Annotated in this window: 14 protein-coding genes and 1 tRNA gene; 8 read left to right on the forward strand and 7 right to left on the reverse strand. The window is 68.6% G+C overall.

The features are described from left to right. Window positions 1-132 precede the first annotated feature (132 nt). The gene (hemN, locus tag AC3WON_RS19110; protein ID WP_492352493.1) at window positions 133-1,617 is read left to right on the forward strand and encodes an oxygen-independent coproporphyrinogen III oxidase; all 1,485 of its coding nucleotides are present in this window, start codon (window positions 133-135) and stop codon (window positions 1,615-1,617) included. Window positions 1,618-1,690: 73 nt separating this feature from the next. On the opposite strand, the gene AC3WON_RS19115 is transcribed toward hemN, so the two are convergent. Continuing rightward, complete coding sequence (locus AC3WON_RS19115; RefSeq protein WP_492352494.1) at window positions 1,691-2,578, reverse strand: c-type cytochrome; 888 nt, start codon at window positions 2,576-2,578, stop codon at window positions 1,691-1,693. A 461-nt stretch (window positions 2,579-3,039) separates the two neighbouring features. Here AC3WON_RS19115 and AC3WON_RS19120 point away from each other — a divergent pair. Continuing rightward, window positions 3,040-3,115: transfer RNA gene (locus AC3WON_RS19120), tRNA-Arg, on the forward strand. 61 nt (window positions 3,116-3,176) lie between these two features. On the opposite strand, the gene AC3WON_RS19125 is transcribed toward AC3WON_RS19120, so the two are convergent. Continuing rightward, window positions 3,177-4,928, reverse strand: coding sequence for a diguanylate cyclase (locus AC3WON_RS19125; protein WP_492352495.1), 1,752 nt, complete (start codon window positions 4,926-4,928; stop codon window positions 3,177-3,179). Window positions 4,929-5,274: 346 nt separating this feature from the next. Between AC3WON_RS19125 and AC3WON_RS19130 the strand changes: the two genes are divergently transcribed. From AC3WON_RS19130 to arfB, 3 genes are read left to right on the forward strand one after another with little or no spacing between them, the layout of a single operon-like run. After that, window positions 5,275-5,814: a MipA/OmpV family protein gene (locus AC3WON_RS19130; protein ID WP_492352496.1), complete on the forward strand. Its 540-nt coding sequence runs from the start codon at window positions 5,275-5,277 to the stop codon at window positions 5,812-5,814. Next, window positions 5,814-5,927 (forward strand): MipA/OmpV family protein, encoded by a 114-nt coding sequence (locus tag AC3WON_RS19135; RefSeq protein ID WP_492352497.1) that lies wholly within the window; start codon window positions 5,814-5,816, stop codon window positions 5,925-5,927. The genes AC3WON_RS19130 and AC3WON_RS19135 overlap by 1 nt, the downstream gene beginning before the upstream one ends. 28 nt (window positions 5,928-5,955) lie before the next feature. Beyond that, window positions 5,956-6,360 carry an alternative ribosome rescue aminoacyl-tRNA hydrolase ArfB gene (arfB, locus tag AC3WON_RS19140; RefSeq protein WP_492320051.1) on the forward strand — a complete coding sequence of 135 codons (405 nt, stop codon included), beginning with the start codon at window positions 5,956-5,958 and terminating at the stop codon, window positions 6,358-6,360. A gap of 18 nt (window positions 6,361-6,378) precedes the next feature. Here the strand turns inward: arfB and AC3WON_RS19145 are convergent, their stop codons facing one another. The 3 genes from AC3WON_RS19145 to AC3WON_RS19155 form a co-directional block, all read right to left on the reverse strand. After that, entirely contained in the window at window positions 6,379-7,464 is a 1,086-nt protein-coding gene (locus AC3WON_RS19145; RefSeq protein ID WP_492320050.1) for a GNAT family N-acetyltransferase, read from the reverse strand. Between the two features lie 88 nt (window positions 7,465-7,552). Beyond that, window positions 7,553-8,431 carry a protease HtpX gene (gene htpX, locus AC3WON_RS19150; RefSeq protein ID WP_492320049.1) on the reverse strand — a complete coding sequence of 293 codons (879 nt, stop codon included), beginning with the start codon at window positions 8,429-8,431 and terminating at the stop codon, window positions 7,553-7,555. Window positions 8,432-8,545: 114 nt separating this feature from the next. After that, on the reverse strand, window positions 8,546-8,860 hold the full coding sequence (locus tag AC3WON_RS19155; protein ID WP_492320048.1) for a hypothetical protein: 315 nt from the start codon (window positions 8,858-8,860) through the stop codon (window positions 8,546-8,548). A 254-nt stretch (window positions 8,861-9,114) separates the two neighbouring features. Here AC3WON_RS19155 and AC3WON_RS19160 point away from each other — a divergent pair, with 254 nt between their 5' ends. From AC3WON_RS19160 to AC3WON_RS19170, 3 genes are all read left to right on the forward strand, one after another. Further along, entirely contained in the window at window positions 9,115-9,570 is a 456-nt protein-coding gene (locus AC3WON_RS19160) for a Cd(II)/Pb(II)-responsive transcriptional regulator (RefSeq protein WP_010812157.1), read from the forward strand. Window positions 9,571-10,107: 537 nt separating this feature from the next. Next, the gene (gene rnk / locus AC3WON_RS19165) at window positions 10,108-10,527 is read left to right on the forward strand and encodes a nucleoside diphosphate kinase regulator (RefSeq protein ID WP_492320047.1); all 420 of its coding nucleotides are present in this window, start codon (window positions 10,108-10,110) and stop codon (window positions 10,525-10,527) included. A gap of 281 nt (window positions 10,528-10,808) precedes the next feature. Next, the gene (locus AC3WON_RS19170; protein ID WP_010812154.1) at window positions 10,809-11,222 is read left to right on the forward strand and encodes a hypothetical protein; all 414 of its coding nucleotides are present in this window, start codon (window positions 10,809-10,811) and stop codon (window positions 11,220-11,222) included. 158 nt (window positions 11,223-11,380) lie between these two features. Here the strand turns inward: AC3WON_RS19170 and AC3WON_RS19175 are convergent, their stop codons facing one another. Then, a complete protein-coding gene (locus AC3WON_RS19175; protein ID WP_492352498.1) occupies window positions 11,381-14,524 on the reverse strand; it encodes a multidrug efflux RND transporter permease subunit in 3,144 nt (1,047 codons plus the stop codon). Window positions 14,525-14,936: 412 nt separating this feature from the next. Then, complete coding sequence (gene ypfJ / locus AC3WON_RS19180; RefSeq protein WP_492320045.1) at window positions 14,937-15,806, reverse strand: KPN_02809 family neutral zinc metallopeptidase; 870 nt, start codon at window positions 15,804-15,806, stop codon at window positions 14,937-14,939. Window positions 15,807-15,820 lie beyond the last annotated feature (14 nt).

Below are 15,820 nucleotides of genomic sequence, written 5' to 3' on the forward strand. Positions count from 1 at the left end.
TATCCGCCACACATGACACCAATGTGACGCCCGCCGCCCGCAGGTCCAATGCCCGCGCTTGACGGCGGTCAACGCGCCAGCGGCGGTGCGGCCCTACGATGGGCCGTCATACACCCATACCCCCGCGCCCCCATGATCCCGTCTGCCATGACTTCCCCTGCGCCCGACCGCCGCGCACTGTCCGACTTCCGCGCGCTGGCCGGCCGCATCGACGGCAACGGCCCGCGCTATACCTCGTACCCGACGGCCGACCGCTTCCGCAACGGGCCCGACCTGTCGCTGTACCACGACGCACTCGCCGCCTGCCGCGCCGACGCGCCGGCGCCGCTGTCGCTGTACCTGCATATCCCGTTCTGCGAGAACATCTGCTACTACTGCGGCTGCAACAAGATCATCACGCGCGACCATGGCCGCAGCGCCCGCTACGTCAACTACCTGGGCCGCGAGATGGCGCTGGTGGCAGACCGGCTCGGGCCGCGCCGCCAGGTGCTGCAGTCGCACTGGGGCGGGGGCACGCCGACCTTCCTCGACCCCGGCGAGATGCGCCGCGTGATGGCGCTGCTGCATGAGCATTTCGAGCTGGCGGCCGAGGGCGAGCATTCGATCGAGATCGATCCGCGCCGCGTCGACCACGCCCGCATTGCGCTGCTGGCCGAGCTGGGCTTCAACCGCGTCAGCCTGGGCGTGCAGGATTTCGATCCCGAGGTCCAGCAGGCCATCCATCGCATCCAGCCGTTCGAAGAGACCCGCGCCGTGGTGGATGCCGCACGCACGCTGGGTTTCCGCTCGGTCAGCCTGGACCTGATCTACGGCCTGCCGCACCAGACCGCGGCGCGCTTTGGCCGCACCATCGAGCAGGTGCTGGCGCTGCGTCCCGACCGGCTCTCGGTCTATAGCTACGCGCACCTGCCGCATGTGTTCAAGCCGCAACGCCGCATCGACGAAAACGCCTTGCCGCCCGCCGGCGAGAAGCTCGACATCCTGGTCTCCACCATCGAGCGGCTGACCGCCGAGGGCTACGTTTATATCGGCATGGACCATTTCGCGCTGCCCGACGACGACCTCGCCGTGGCCCAGCGCGAAGGGCGGCTGCAGCGCAACTTCCAGGGTTACTCAACGCACGCCGGCTACGACCAGGTCGGGCTCGGCATTTCCGCGATCGGCGCGATCGCGGGGCGCTACGTGCAAAATGCGCGCACGCTGGACGAGTACTACGGCGCGCTCGACCACGGCCGCCTGCCGCTGGCGCGCGGCGTGGCGATGAGCGTCGACGACCACCTGCGGCGCGAGATCATCGGCGACCTGATGTGCAATGGGGTGCTCGATATCCCGGCGCTGGAAGCGCGCCACGGCATCCGCTTCGGCACGGCCTTTGCGCCGGAACTGGCCGACCTTGCTGCACTGGGCGCTGACGGGCTGGTGCAATGCGCGCCGGAACGCATCACCGTGACGCCGCTGGGCCGGTTGCTGGTGCGGCGCGTGGCGATGGTGTTCGACCACTACCTGCGCGAGGACGCCGCGCGGCCCGCGGACACCGGTGCCCAGGCCGTTGCCGCCAACGATGGCGCGCAGCCGGTGCGCTTCGTGCCGCGGGCGCGGTACTCGCGCGTGGTGTAGCGGCCGCGCAGGCGGTACGGACGAAAAAAAGCCCGCGCAATATGCGCGGGCTTTTCGTTTGCAGCAGGCGGACTTACTTGGCGGCGTTGGCCATGTAGTCCGAAGCGGCGATCACGTCCGCGTCCGGGCCGGCGTAGCCACCCTTGGGCGGCATCACGCCCTTGCCCTTGAGCGCAAAGTTGTGGACCGCGTCCATGCCTTCCTTCAGGCGCGGCGCCCAGGCGGCCTTGTCGCCGAACTTGGGCGCACCTGCCACGCCGGCGGCGTGGCAGGCGGCGCAGACCTGCTCGTAGACCTTCTTGCCCACGTCGGCCGAGGCGGCCGGCGCAGCAGCAGGTGCGGCGGCAGCGGCTGCCGGGGCCGCTGCAGCGGCCGGTGCAGGCGCGGCAGCGGCGGCCGGACCGGCGGCGGCATCAGGGGCTGCGGCGGTCGCCGGCGCGGCGGCAGCCGGGGCAGCCGGTTCCGGGAACTTGGCGCCGCCGGCGTCGGCCATGTAGACCACGGCACGGGCCAGTTCGTAGTCGGCGTAGTCGTCCGGCGTGGTGCCGGCGCGCGCGGCCATCGCGCCCTTGCCGTTTATCACCGACTTCATCAGGCCGTCAAAGCCCTGGCCGATGCGCGCGGTCCAGTCGCCAGCGTTGGCGTACTTGGGTGCACCCGCTGCGCCGGTGGCGTGGCACGCGGCGCAGATTTCCTTGTAGACCTGCTCGCCCGTCTTGAAGACGCGCGGCGCATTGGGATCCTTGATTTCGAGCGAGGCGACCGGCTTGATGCGGTCGTTGACGGCTTCCGCCGTGGTGGCGGCGCCGGCGCTTTCAGTCGAGCCGTGTCCGACAAAGTTGACCAGCAGAATGATCACGATGATCGGCACCAGGAAAGCCGCGATCACAACTGCGATCAGCTGCTTCGGGGTTTTGATGGGAGACTCGTGTTCGTCGTGTTCGTTGTGGACGTCGCTCATACAGAACTCTCAGTTTTGCAGGAAACCTTCTGGCCGCTTACGCTCGGCTTGCTTATTCTGGCCCGGTCTTGGTCACTCGCTGACCGCTGTCCGGCCCCATCCGGGCCGCCCGTGCTGGCTGCGGCCCTTGCCTGACTTGGGTCTGTTGCTATTTGCGCGCTGCGGACTGTCTCCCGGATCGGGCCTGATTGTCGCCGACAACAAGCCGCGCGGCCTTGACCCCGGTCGACTCATTGCATCGGCGGTGTGGCGGGCACGATTTGACGCAAATAGCTGGCGATTATAGCGCCAAAGGCCCCCCGCCAGTGCCAAAAAGCGGCGGTTGCGAGACGTTCCCTGAAGCCCCTGGCGGGCCCGCATGGACGGCACGGGGCAAACGCGGTATCCTATGCGACTTTCCTGCGGCGGCACTCGCCCGCCGCAACCGCTGTACCCACAAACCGGTTGCAAAACCGTCCTGTGCGCCCGTAGCTCAATGGATAGAGTACTGCCCTCCGAAGGCAGGGGTTGCTGGTTCGATCCCAGCCGGGCGCGCCAAATTTCCTCCCGATATGTCGTGCCATGATGCTGGCCCTGAAGCAAGCGCATGCGCCGGCCGTCAGTTCGTGCCGGCGGGAGCCGGGACGATTCCCGGCGCAGGCTCCGGCACGCGATCGTCGCTGACCACCCGGTTGCGGCCGGCCGCCTTGGCCGCGTACAGCCGGCGGTCCGCCACCTGCAGCATGGTGTCGAGGTTGTCGGTGCCGTCCACTCCCATGTCGGACACGCCGATCGATACCGTGAACTGGATATTGCCCTTGGCAGTGGCATCGGCGGCCGGCTCGCACACGGTCTGGCCCAGGATCTTGCGCAGGCGCTCGGCGGTTTGCGTGGCTTCGTCCAGCGATGTGCGCGGCAGCAGCAGCGCGAATTCCTCGCCGCCGACGCGTGCCGGCACGTCGATGGCGCGCACGGTCGCGCGCACCACGTCGGCCAGCTTCCGCAGCACGCGGTCGCCGCTGGCGTGGCCCCAGTTGTCGTTGATGCGCTTGAAGCGGTCGATATCGATCATCAGCATCGACATCGGCGTCTTGTCGCGCAGGCAGTGCTCGTACTCGATGCCGAAGCGCGCCTCGAACTCGCGGCGGTTGGTCAGGCCGGTCAGCGCGTCGGTCTCGGCCAGCTCGCGCAGCGCCTCGCCGCGCGCCTGGTAGTGCGAGAACAGCTTGCCGATGCCCTGCAAGGTGACCCACATCAGCAACGCCAGCGCCAGCGCGCTGGCGGCCAGCACGGCGCTCAGGTGCGACGCCGTGCGCAGCAGCAGGTCGGTGGCCGAGAAGTAGTCGACCAGCGCCAGGGTGCTGCTGCCGATGCGCTGGAACATGATGCGGCTGCCGTCGGCGGCGCGCAGCGTGCCCGAACCGCGCCGGAACATTTCCCGCGCCGTGGCTTCGTGCCAGGAGGCAGGCAGGATGGCGGACAGCTTCTCGCCGCGCCTGACGTCGCGGGTGCTGGCACCGACCAGGTTGCCGTCGATATCGACCAGAAAGCGCTGTACTCCTTCGGGTGTGGTCCGGGTCAGGTACGCGTCCATGCTGTGCTGTGAGATCTCGGTGATGGCCACACCACGGAACTGGTGGTCCAGGTAGACCGGCACGCTCAGCGACAGGTACATATCGTCGCTGCCGTCGGCCACGGGGCCGAAGTTCCAGCGCATGCCCTGGTCGGGATTGGCCTCGGGCAGGTGCTCGCGGATATAGCCGGTGGCGGCGACGCGCCGCAGCGTGGCGGCGGCGTCAGCGGGCGGCACCGGCGGATAGGCGACGAAGAAGCCATTGTTCGAAACGTACATCAGCTTGCGCGCCACCAGCGGGTTGACCGGCTCGGCGCTGATGAGCTGGCTGAGGCCACGGGCCACGTACAGGCCCGCCAGCAGGTCGCCGTCGCGGCGGGAGAAGCCTTCCAGGCCCGCCAGCAGGGCGGGGCTGACGCCGAGCAAGACCGCATCGCCTTCCGGTGCGGGGAGTTCCCAGACGTTGTCGTTACGGTGCTCATAGGCCGCCTTCAGCGGCGGGTCAGGCTCGATCGCGTGCGGGCCCGTCTGCAGGCGGATCAGGTGCTGCGCAAAACTGCGCACGCTCATCAGCCGCTCGGCTTCGACATTCAGCACCGAACTGATACCGGCGACCTGCAGTTGCTGGCCCTGCTGCAGCGACCGGATCTCGTGATCGCGCAGCAGCCCGAGGCCATGGACGGAGAGCATCACCAGCAACATCGAGGCAACTGCAAACGACAGCACGACAAAGCGCTGCGGCGTGCGCACGGCTTGTTCCCAGAGGCGGTCGAGCAGAGTGGCAAGGCGGGGGCGCATGGTGATGTTCCAATAGGCTTCGGCGGGCACGCGGACACTGCGCATCGTAAATCACGGATAGTGCCGCACAGCGAGGGCAATCAGCGAAGCTGGACTTATCATGCGCCGCCCGAAACAAAAGACAAAGCGGGGCGACTACCCATTGCTTAGTTCGGAATAATCTAGCCCTGGCAAGTACCGTCACGGATGCAATTTACGTCACCGGGGCAGCACAGCGGCGCGGCTTAAATCGCGCGCTGAAAACTTTCTGCACGCACCTCGCTGTGTGGCGCGCCAGTGCTGATAGATTCACTCGATTCACGCAATCTCGCGCGGCGGGCCGTGTGCCGCGCTCCCGGAAACCACCATGGCAATTTCGACAAAGCCGCGCAGCGCGCTGGCGGCACTGTTGCTCGCCGGCGCGCCAAGCTCCGTGCCCGCCGCACCGCTGAGCCTGCCGGGCTCGCTCCCCAATATGGCCGGGCTTGGCATCGGCTCCACCACAGAGTTTGCCGGCGGCAAGGGGCGCAACGACGTTGACGATCCGGTGGTCTCGCGCCTGCACGAGATCGACACCACGGTCGAGGCCGGCGGCTACCTCGGCTATGAATACCTGAACCAGGGCCGCGTCCCCTGGCGCTTGGGCGGCGGCGTCAACGTGATGACCAATGCCGGCATCGTCTACGGCGGCACGCATATCGCTGCAACGGGTTCGCTGTGGGTGCCGCTGCACCCGCGGGTCTATGCGGGGGTCGGACTGGGCGCGGCGTGGGTCAGCGGCAGTTTCAACTGCACCTATTTCGGCGTCACCCCATCGGATTCGGCGGCGAGCGGCCTGCCTGTCTATAGCCCGGGCGGGGGCCTGGAACAGTTCACCGGCTGGCTGGCGTTGCTCTACGGGGGGTAATGGTCTACGGCCAGCGCCTGACCAGCGATGCTGCCGACAGCCCCATCGTGACCCAGCGCGGTACGCGCAACCAGGTCACTTACGGGGTCGGTATCGGCTATGCGTGGCGGTAGTGCCACCAGCGCTTGCTATGATCCCACCATGACCGACGACCTCGTCATCCCCCATCACGAATACCTGATCACGGCGATCCGGGCGCAGGGTGCGGGCGGCCAGAACATCAACAAGGTGTCCAATGCCGTGCACCTGCGCTATGACGTGCATGCCTCCTCGCTCGCGCCTGACCACAAGGAACGCCTGCTGGCGCTGCACGACCACCGCATCACGCGCGACGGCGTGGTGGTGATCAAGGCGCAGCAGTTCCGCAGCCTCGACCAGAACCGCGACGAAGCGGTGCGGCGGCTGCACGAACTGGTGCGCAGCGTGGCCGCGCCGCCGCGCGTGCGCCGGCCCACGCGGCCGACGCTGGCCTCGCGCCGGCGCCGGCTGGAATCCAAGAGCCAGCGCAGTCAGGTCAAGGTGCTGCGGGGCCGGGTGGTCGACTAGCGCCGCAGCAGTCCGGCTTCAGGTCCCGGTCTTGAATGCCGCGAGCGCCGGCACGTTGTCGCCGGCATCCGCCTGCGGCGGCTCGAAGCGCGCGCCCGGGCGCCGGTAAGCCGGAAAGAAGCCATCCAGGTCATCCAGCGTGGCTTTGTCGCCGCCGGACAGCGCCACGTACCGGTCGGGGTCCACCACCAGGCGCTGGGTCCGGTACACATGCGTATCGTGCGAAAAGCCGCGCTTGAACTCATACAGGGAGTCTTTGGCCGAACCCAGCCCGCCGCCCAGGTGCAGGTAGTGCAGGCCGTTGGTGCGGCCCCATTCGCGCGCGGCATGGATCACAGTCTTGGTCGGCTGGAGGTGGCGGTACGCCCAGTCCCAGGCGGACAGGTGATATTGCATGATGCCCGTCCCCCGGGCCACGGTGAACAGCGCCGCGCCGATCATGCAGCCGTCTTCCTCGGCCACGAACAGCAGCAGGTCGTCGCCCAGCGCGCGCACCAGGGTGCGGTAGTACTGCGCGTCGAAGAAGTAGTAGGGCAACGCGCCCAAGCGCGCCATGGTCGCGTTGTACAGCGCGATAAAGCGCGGCAGCATGGCGAAATCTCGGTCCAGGCGTGCGCTCACGCCCGCGCGCCGGGCGCGGTTGATGCCCAGCCTGTGGCGCGCCTGCGTTTCGTGCCATAGCTGCTCGGCACTCTTGGTCAGGTCGACGGATACCGTCTCGCCCTGATCCACCACCAGCCCGAGGCGGCTGTTCCAGTCGGCATTGAGCAGTGGGTGCAGGCGGATAAACCACGACACGCAGCCGCACTCGCGCAGCAGCGCGAGCGCCGCGCCCAGTGCCTCCTCGGCAAAGCCGGCCGGGACATCGGTGCTCAACACCGGGCCGCCGTAGCCATAGGCCGAGGTGGCATCCCAGCTGCCGCAGGCAATGGGCCGGCGCACCAGCGGAACCAGCAACTCGTGGGCGCCGTCACGCACCAGTACCGCGGCGGCGCTGCCGTGGTCGCTGCGCTCGGCGGCAGTATGCCAGCCAGGCGTGTGGTAGCAATCATGGCGACATCGCGCCAGCGTGTCGCGCCACACGGGGCTTGTCGGTTCCAGCACGCTCGATCGCATCGAAAACTCCCTGTCAGGTAGCCGGCGCCGCGCCAGTGTCAGGCCGCGGCGCCGGGGGCATTGCTTGCCCCGGGCTTCAGCGCGCGGATTGCAGCGCGGCAATGCGCTGCTCAATGGGCGGATGGCTCGAGAACAGCGCCAGCCACGACTTGCCGCCGGCGATGCCCATCGCCTGCATGTTCTGCGGCAGGCCGTCCGGGTCCAGGCCGCCGAGGCGGCGCAGCGCCGACACCATCGGCGTGGGCGAACCCATCAGGCCGGCCGCGCCGGCGTCGGCGCGGAATTCGCGGTGGCGCGAGAACCAGGCCACGATGATGCTGGCCAGGATGCCGAACACGATTTCGCAGACGACCACCGTGACCATGTAGCCGATGCCCGGCCCGCTCGACTCCTCGTCACTCTTGCGCAACATCGAGTCGACGAAGTAGCCGACCACGCGCGCCAGGAAGATCACGAACGTGTTGACCACGCCCTGGATCAGCGTCAGCGTCACCATGTCGCCATTGGCCACGTGCGCCACCTCGTGCGCCAGCACCGCTTCGACTTCGTCGTGCGACATCGACTGCAGCAGGCCGGTGGACACCGCCACCAACGAGCTGTTCTTGGTCGCGCCGGTGGCGAAGGCGTTGGGTTCGCCGTCGTAGATGGCCACTTCAGGCATGGGCAGGCCGGAGCGCTGCGCCAGCTTCTCGACGGTCTGCACCAGCCACAGCTCGGTGCTGGTGCTGGGGTGGGTAATGACCTGCGCGCCGGTGGACCACTTGGCGATGGTCTTGGACATCAGCAGCGAGATAAAGGCGCCGCCGAAGCCCATCAGCGCGGCGAACGCGAGCAGGGTGCCCAGGTTCAGGCCGTTGGCGGTCAGGTAGCGATTCACGCCCAGCACGCTGGCGGTGAAGCTGAGGACGAGCATGACGGCGAGGTTGGTCGCCAGGAAAAGTAATACGCGTTTCATGAGTATGTGGTGGAGCAGTACGACGGAAAAACGCGGACGAGCCGCAGGCGCGCGCCGCTCGTGGGGCACGGCACACAAGAACGGGCGAGCGCGGGCAAGGCCGCGCCGGGGGCATCAGGCGCGCGGCGGACGCGGCTGCAGCGGCAGGTCCGGGTCGGGCAGCGGGGCGCCGGCATAGCGCGGCGGCCCGGCGCGACCGGACGAGGCCGCTAGACGCAATGGAGCCGCCGGCAGGAGCTGCTCGGCGAGATCGGCACCGGGCTGCAGCTGCGGCTCGGCGGTTTCAGACGACGGTGATGGCTGGCCCGCGGCGGCATCTGGGCTGCCGGCATCGGCGATGGTTGGCTCGGCCGGCGTATCGGCGGCGGACGCCACGTCGTGCGCGACCGTAGCCGTCCAGCCCGGCAGGGGCAGGAAGGCCAGCATCATGACCAGCAGGAGGAGCCGGATTGAGCGCACGCGAGGACAGTATGTCAGTAAACGTTCAAGGAATTCTACAGGATGCGGGATGGCGCCGGCGCCCCGCGTGAGGCATAGCACACCATGTGCAACGGATTGCCTGTGGGGCTCCCCACCTGCCGCAAACGTGCGCCAGCATGCTGGGTGCAAGCGTTGCCAGACTGTCCTACACTAGGGCTAACCCTGTAGTGGTTACAGGGATTTGCTGCCCAGGATCACAAACCATGCGCATTGGCGAACTCTCCCGTACCAGCGGCTGCGACGTCGAAACCATCCGCTACTACGAGCGCGAAGGGCTGCTCGACGCGCCCCGGCGCGAGGCCAACGGCTATCGCCGCTATGACGACGGCCACTTGGTCCAGCTGAATTTCGTGCGCCACTGCCGCTCGCTCGGCATGGGCCTGTCGGATGTGCGGCGGCTGCGCGAGTTCGAGCGCAATCCGTCGCAGGACTGCGACGACATCAATACGCTGCTGGACCGCCAGATCGCGCAGATCCATGCGCAGCGGGTGGCGCTGGAGGCGCTGGAAGGGCAGTTGCGCGCGCTGCGCGAGACCTGCCACCACCACCAGCCCGCCAGTGAATGCGGCATCCTGCAGAACCTGCAGCAGGCCGCCGCCGGCGCGGCCTGCGAATGCCATGCGGGCGCGCACGAGGCCGGGCCTGCTGCCAACGGGTGACGCGCGCAGGCGCATCGCTGTGCTACGATGGCTGTTCCCGTGATCGCACCACTGCGGTGCACGGGTTCGGGGCAGCGCAGCCAGTGAGCGATGTAGTGAGCAACGACTTACGCGGCTCGCCTGTTCAGGGAACCATCCGCTGCCCCTTATCCAACCTTCTGCATGACCATAACTGATCGCCTGACGCCGATGCCCGATGCGCCTGTCCGCCTGATGCGGACCGGCCGCGCGCACGCATGCGCGATCGCCACGGCCAACATCCTGCCCCAGCGCGCCATGCGCGCGGTCTCTCCCCGCCGGATCAGCGCACCGCCTGATTCCGCCCGGTTCCCAGCCTGATTCGTCTCCCATAAGCGGGGCCCGGGCCGAACCGGGCCCGAGCCAGCGTTTCCGTTGTTGCCGGCAATTGCCGCAAGGCTTTCGCCGATCCCTTGATGTCCGCGCTGCTGCGCGGCACGCCAACCTGCAAGACCCGACCGCCGCCGCCTGCCATGCTGGCCGGGCCGCGCCAACCACCTGACTGCCGGAGGACCCGCCATGACGGCCACCAAAACGAATACCGCCACCCTGTACCTGACCGAACTCGACGTGACCCGCCTGGAGCGCATCGCCAGCCGCGCCGGCTCGGCGCAGCTTGAGGACATGCTCGACAGCCTGCTGGCGCGCGCCACCATCGTCGCGCCCGAAGAGATCCCGACCGACGTGGTCACCATGAACACGCGCCTGGTCTGCAACCTGCCGGGCGAGCAGGCCCCGCGCAACTGGACGCTGGTGTACCCCGACGCGGCCGACTTCGATGCCGGCCGCCTGTCGGTGCTGTCGCCGGTGGGCCAGGCGCTGCTGGGCGCGCGCGCCGGCCAGACCGTCAGCTACCGGCTGCCCGACGGCCGCGAGCAGCAGGTGAGCGTCACCGGGATCGCGTTCCAGCCGGAAGCCAGCGGCCAGTACACGCTTTGACCCGCATCCCGAGCCAAATCCCAGCGGCCTGAGGCGTGCTGCCGGGGCCACGCAGGCGCGTCCCGCGCCGCGTGTGCCCGGCAATCCATCGACACCATTCATCGGCAAGCCAGACGTTTCACGACTCGCAACGCACCATTCGTCGCAGCGGTATTTCTGCTTGCGCGGACTGTGACTAATCTTCAGTCCGTGCTCGCATCGCAACATAGATTGCAGAGCGGCCGGAGTCTCATCCCGGTCCGTAAAAGAAAGAACGACGAAATCAGTTGAAGGAGTCCCAAATGATCGCCAGACGTATCCTTGGCGGCGCGCTCGTGTTCGCGGCGGTCGCCGCGTCCGCTGTGGCGTTGGCTGCCCCCGCTGCCAGCAAGGTTGGCAAGTTTGATGTGTATGCCGATGCGCTGAAGGCCGGCAAGTACGACGTGTATACGGACGGCGCCAAGCAAGGCAAGTTCGATACGTACACGGACGGAGCCCGCACCGGCCGCTTCGACCCGTACTCGGAAGGCTCGCGCCGCGACGGCAAGTTCGACAGCTTCACCGAAGGCTCGCATAGCTTCAGCGGCGAGATCTCGAAGAAGGACAAGTTCGATACCTTCAGCGAAGGTGCGCACACCTTCACCGGTGATATTGCCGATCGTGCGCTCGACAATTCCCGCACGGGTGACGGTTCGCTGTACGGCTATCGCGTCTGATCCTCGCAGGTCTTCCCAAAGACCTCGTGCGGCCACTGCGGTGGCCGCAAGTTTTCTCTCCCGCCTGCCCGGCTGACCTCCTCCTCCTTCTCTCTTCGCCAGGCAGGCGCTTTTCTCTTCCCTCGGCTCGTGACCGCGTCAGCGCGCAGGCATGCTCCTCATGCCGAAGGCGGCTGCGTGGCGGTCGCGTCGTGTCCGGGCTCGGGCTGCGCGCGCGGCAACCTGCGCGCGATCGCGGCATAGAGCAGCGGCACCGCCAGCGTACCCAGCACCGTCGCACCCAGCATGCCGCCCAGCACGCCGGTGCCGACCGCCTGTTGCGCACCCGCGCCCGGGCCGGTGCTGATCGCCAGCGGCACCACGCCCAGCACAAAGGCCAGCGAGGTCATCACCACCGGCCGCAGCCGCTGGCGCGCCGCGCGCGTTGCAGCCTCCACCGCGCCCATGCCCGCACCGCTGCGCCGCAACTGCTCGGCATATTCGACGATCAGGATCGCGTTCTTGGCCGCCAGCCCCATGATCACCACCACGCCCACCTTGAAGTAGACGTCGTTGGGCATGCCGCGCAGCCAGATCGCCGCGGCCGCGCCCATCAGGCCGGTTGGCACGATCGCGATCACCGCCAGCGGCAGGGTCCAGCTTTCATACAGCGCCACCAGGCACAGGAAGATAAACAGCAGCGACAGCGCGAACAGCCACGGCGCCTGCGTGCCGGTCTGCTCCTGTTCGAAGGCGCGCCCGGTCCAGCGCACGTCGTATTCCGGCCCCAGCTCGCGCACCAGTTCGGCCAGCCGCGTCATGGCCGCGCCGGTGGTGTGGCCCGGCGCGACCTCGGCATTGATGCGCACCGAGCTGAAGCCGTCGAAGCGCTCCAGCGTCACCTCGCCGCGCCCCCATTCCAGCGAGGCGAACGCGGCCAGCGACACCATCGCGCCCTGTGCGTTGCGCACGTGCACGCGCGCGAGCTGGTCCGGCCGCATGCGGAAGGGCGCGTCGGCCTGCAGGATCACGCGCCGCACGCGGCCCTCGCGCGCGACTTCATCGATATAGCGCGAGCCCAGCGTGGCCGACAGCGTGTGGTGCACGGTATCGGCATCGACGCCGAAGGCCTCGGCCTTGCGGTAGTCGATCTTCAGGTCCAGCGCGGGCACCGGCTGGCCGGTGGTGGCGCGCACCTCGCCCAGCACCGGGTCCTGCCTGGCGCGCTCAAGCAGCTTGTCGCGCGCGGCGAAAAGCGCCTCGCGCCCCACCGGCTGGCGCGCCACCAGGCGCATGTCCAGGCCGCCGATGCTGCCCAGTTCAGGCAGCGCCGAGCTGTTGTACGCAAACAGCTGCGCCGCGCCGCGGCCCGGCCAGGTTTCCAGCCCGGCCGACAGCCGCGCCAGCACGGCCTGGGCCGTGTGCTTGCGTCCGCGCGCTTTCCAGTCGGTCAGTCCGATAAACAGGCTGGCGCGCTGCTCGCCGCTGCCGCCGCTGGACCAGCCCAGCACGGCAAAGCTCGAATGCACCGGGTAGTGCTGGTCACGCATCCACTGTTCCAGCCCGGCCACCAGCCGGCGCGTGTCGGCCTGCGTGCTGCCGGCGGGCAGCTCGACATCGACCACGATCTCGCCGGTATCCTCTTCCGGCAGGAAGCCGCTGGGCATCTTCCACAAGGCGTAGCCGCATGCCAGCGTCAACGCCAGGTAGACCGCCAGCCAGCGCAGCCGCCTGCGTTGCAGCGCCTGCACCCAGCCGGCATAGCGCCCGGTGAAGGCGGCAAAGCGCGCATCGAACCAGGCCAGCGGCCCGCGCGCCGGCGCCGCGCTGTGGCGCAGCAGGCTGGCGCACATGGCCGGCGCCAGCGTCAGCGCAAAGAACAGCGAGAACGCGATCGATACCGCCAGCGTCACCGCGAAGTGCCGGTAGATCACGCCCACCGCGCTGCCGAAGAATGCCATCGGCACGAACACCGCGCACAACACCAGCGTCACCGCCACCAGCGCGCCCGAGACCTCGCGCATCGAGCGCGCCGCGGCCTGCATCGCGCCCACGCCGTCGGTGCGCATGATGCGCTCGACGTTCTCGACCACCACGATGGCGTCGTCCACCAGGATGCCGATCGCCAGCACCACGCCGAACAGCGTGATCACGTTCAGCGACAGCCCCAGCGCATACAGGCACGCGACCGTGCCCAGCAGCGATACCGGCACCACGATGCACGGGATCAGCGTGGCGCGCAGGTTGCCCAGAAACAGGTACAGGATCAGGAACACCAGCACCGTGGCTTCGACCAGCGTCAGCACCACGCGCGAGATCGACGCCTGCACGAAGCTGGCGCCGTCGTAAGAGATCTCATGGCGCACGTCGCCGGGGAAGCCCTTGCTGGCGGCATCGAGCGCGGCGCGCACGGTGCGCGAGGTCTGCAGCACGTTGGCGCCGTCGGCCAGCTTCAGCCCGATCGACGCGGCGTTGCGCGTGTTCAGCGTGGAGCCGTAGCGGTAGTCGCTGGCGGCCAGCTCCACCCGCGCCACGTCGCGCAGCAGCACGGCCGAGCCGTCGGTGGCCGCGCGCACCACGATGCGCCCGAACGCCTGCGCATCGCTCATCGGCGCGGGCGGGCGCACGATCGCCTGGAACGGCTGGCCCGGCACTGCCGGCGCGGCGCCCAGCTGGCCGGGGGTCACGTTGCCGTTGCGCGCGCGGATGGCGGCCTCGACCTCGGCCGTGGTCAGGTTGAAGGCGTGCAGCTTGTCGGGATCGAACCAGATCCGCAGCGCGTACTCGGCGCCGTATGGCTCGGCCTTGCCGATGCCGGGCAGGCGGCGCAGCAGCGGCAGCATCGAGCCCGCGGCAAAGTCGCCCAGCGCGGTCTCGTCCAGCTGCCCGCTGTCGGACACCAGCGACACGTACATGAAGGCGCTGCTGCTAGCCTGGTCGACATAGACGCCGCCGCGGCGCACCGCCTCGGGCAGCAAGGGCTCGGCCTGCGCCACGCGGTTGCGCACGTTGACCTGCGCCAGCTGCGGGTCGGTGCCCTGGCGGAAGCCCAGCGTCACCGTGGCGGTGCCGCCCTCGCTGCTGGAATCCAGGTAGAGCAGGCCGGGGATGCCGTGCATCTGCTGCTCCAGCACCGCCGTGACGCGGTCCTCCACCGTGCGCGCGGACGCACCCGGGTAATCGGCATAGATGATCACCGTGGGCGGCGCCACCGCCGGGTACTGGGCGATGGGGATGCGGTTCAGGGCCACCAGGCCCGCTACCACGGTCAGGATGGCCAGCACCCAGGCAAACGCCGGGCGCTTCAGGAAAAACGACGCCATGTCAGGTCAGGGCTGGCACGGGCGCACGGCAAGTGAAGATCGGCCGTGGCTCCGGTGCGGTTGGAACGGAACGGCTTGGGTGTGGAGACGCCGTAAGGCTTAGCGGCAAGAGGCGTCGAGTCGCGGCAAAGCCGGGCCGATGTTGCTGATGGTGCAGATCTGGCCGCGTGTCGGGTCGCCTGTCGGTCGGGGGGCGCGTGGCCCGCAGACCGGGGCCGGCGTGCACCGCGGCGCTTGCAGGGGTCCTGAGGGGAGAACCCGGCGCTGCGGCAGGAAGGATCGGTGAGGATCGACGCCGGCGACTGGCCGTCGCAATGCGGCCTTGCCGGCGATTATAGACAGGGAACAAAGTCCGGGCAACGCAAACATCACATTGCCGGCAGCCTTCCGACGTCGGGGGTGGAGCCTGCGCTTACAGGTCGCGCGAGGCGAAGGTATCGCATTTGCGGATATCGCCGGACTCGATGCCGCGGCGCAGCCAGCGCACGCGCTGCTCGCTGGAGCCGTGGGTAAAGGCCTCCGGCACGACATAGCCCTGCGACTGGCGCTGCAGCCGGTCGTCGCCGATCGCGGCGGCGGCCTTCAGGCCTTCTTCGATATCGCCGGGCTCCAGCAGCTGCTGGTTGGCGCGCTGTGCGGTGGCGGCCCAGACACCCGCCAGGCAGTCGGCCTGCAGTTCCATGCGCACCGAGAGCTGGTTGGCCTGCGCCTCGCCCATGCGGCGGCGCGCGCCGTCGACCTTGTCCGATACGCCCAGCAGGTTCTGCACATGGTGGCCGATCTCGTGCGCGATCACATAGGCCTGGGCAAAGTCGCCGCTGGCGCCGAAGCGCTGGCGCAGCTCGTCATAGAAGGCCAGGTCGATATAGACCTTCTGGTCGCCGGGGCAGTAGAACGGGCCCATCGCCGACTGGCCGGTGCCGCACGCCGTGGGCGTGGCGCCCGAGAACAGCACCAGCGTGGGGGGCGCATAGCGGCGGTTCAGCTGGGTTTCAAAGATGTGTTGCCAGGTGCGCTCGGTATTGCCCAGCACCTTGCGCGTGAACACCGTCATCTGATCCGTCGCCGGCGGGCGGTTCGCCTGCTGCTGTTGCTGCTGCGGGCCGGAACCCTGCAGCACCGAGGCGCCCTGCATGATCAGCATCGGGTCGATGCCGAAGAAATAGGACGCCGCCAGCGCGACGATGACCGTGCCGATGCCGATGGTCTTGCCGCCGACACCGCCGAATCCGCCGCGGCGGTCTTCAACGTGCTGGCTTTCGGCTTCGTCATCTAGGCGCATGGGGGGCTCCGGGG

It is taken from the genome of Cupriavidus sp. FW305-46, assembly GCF_058787075.1.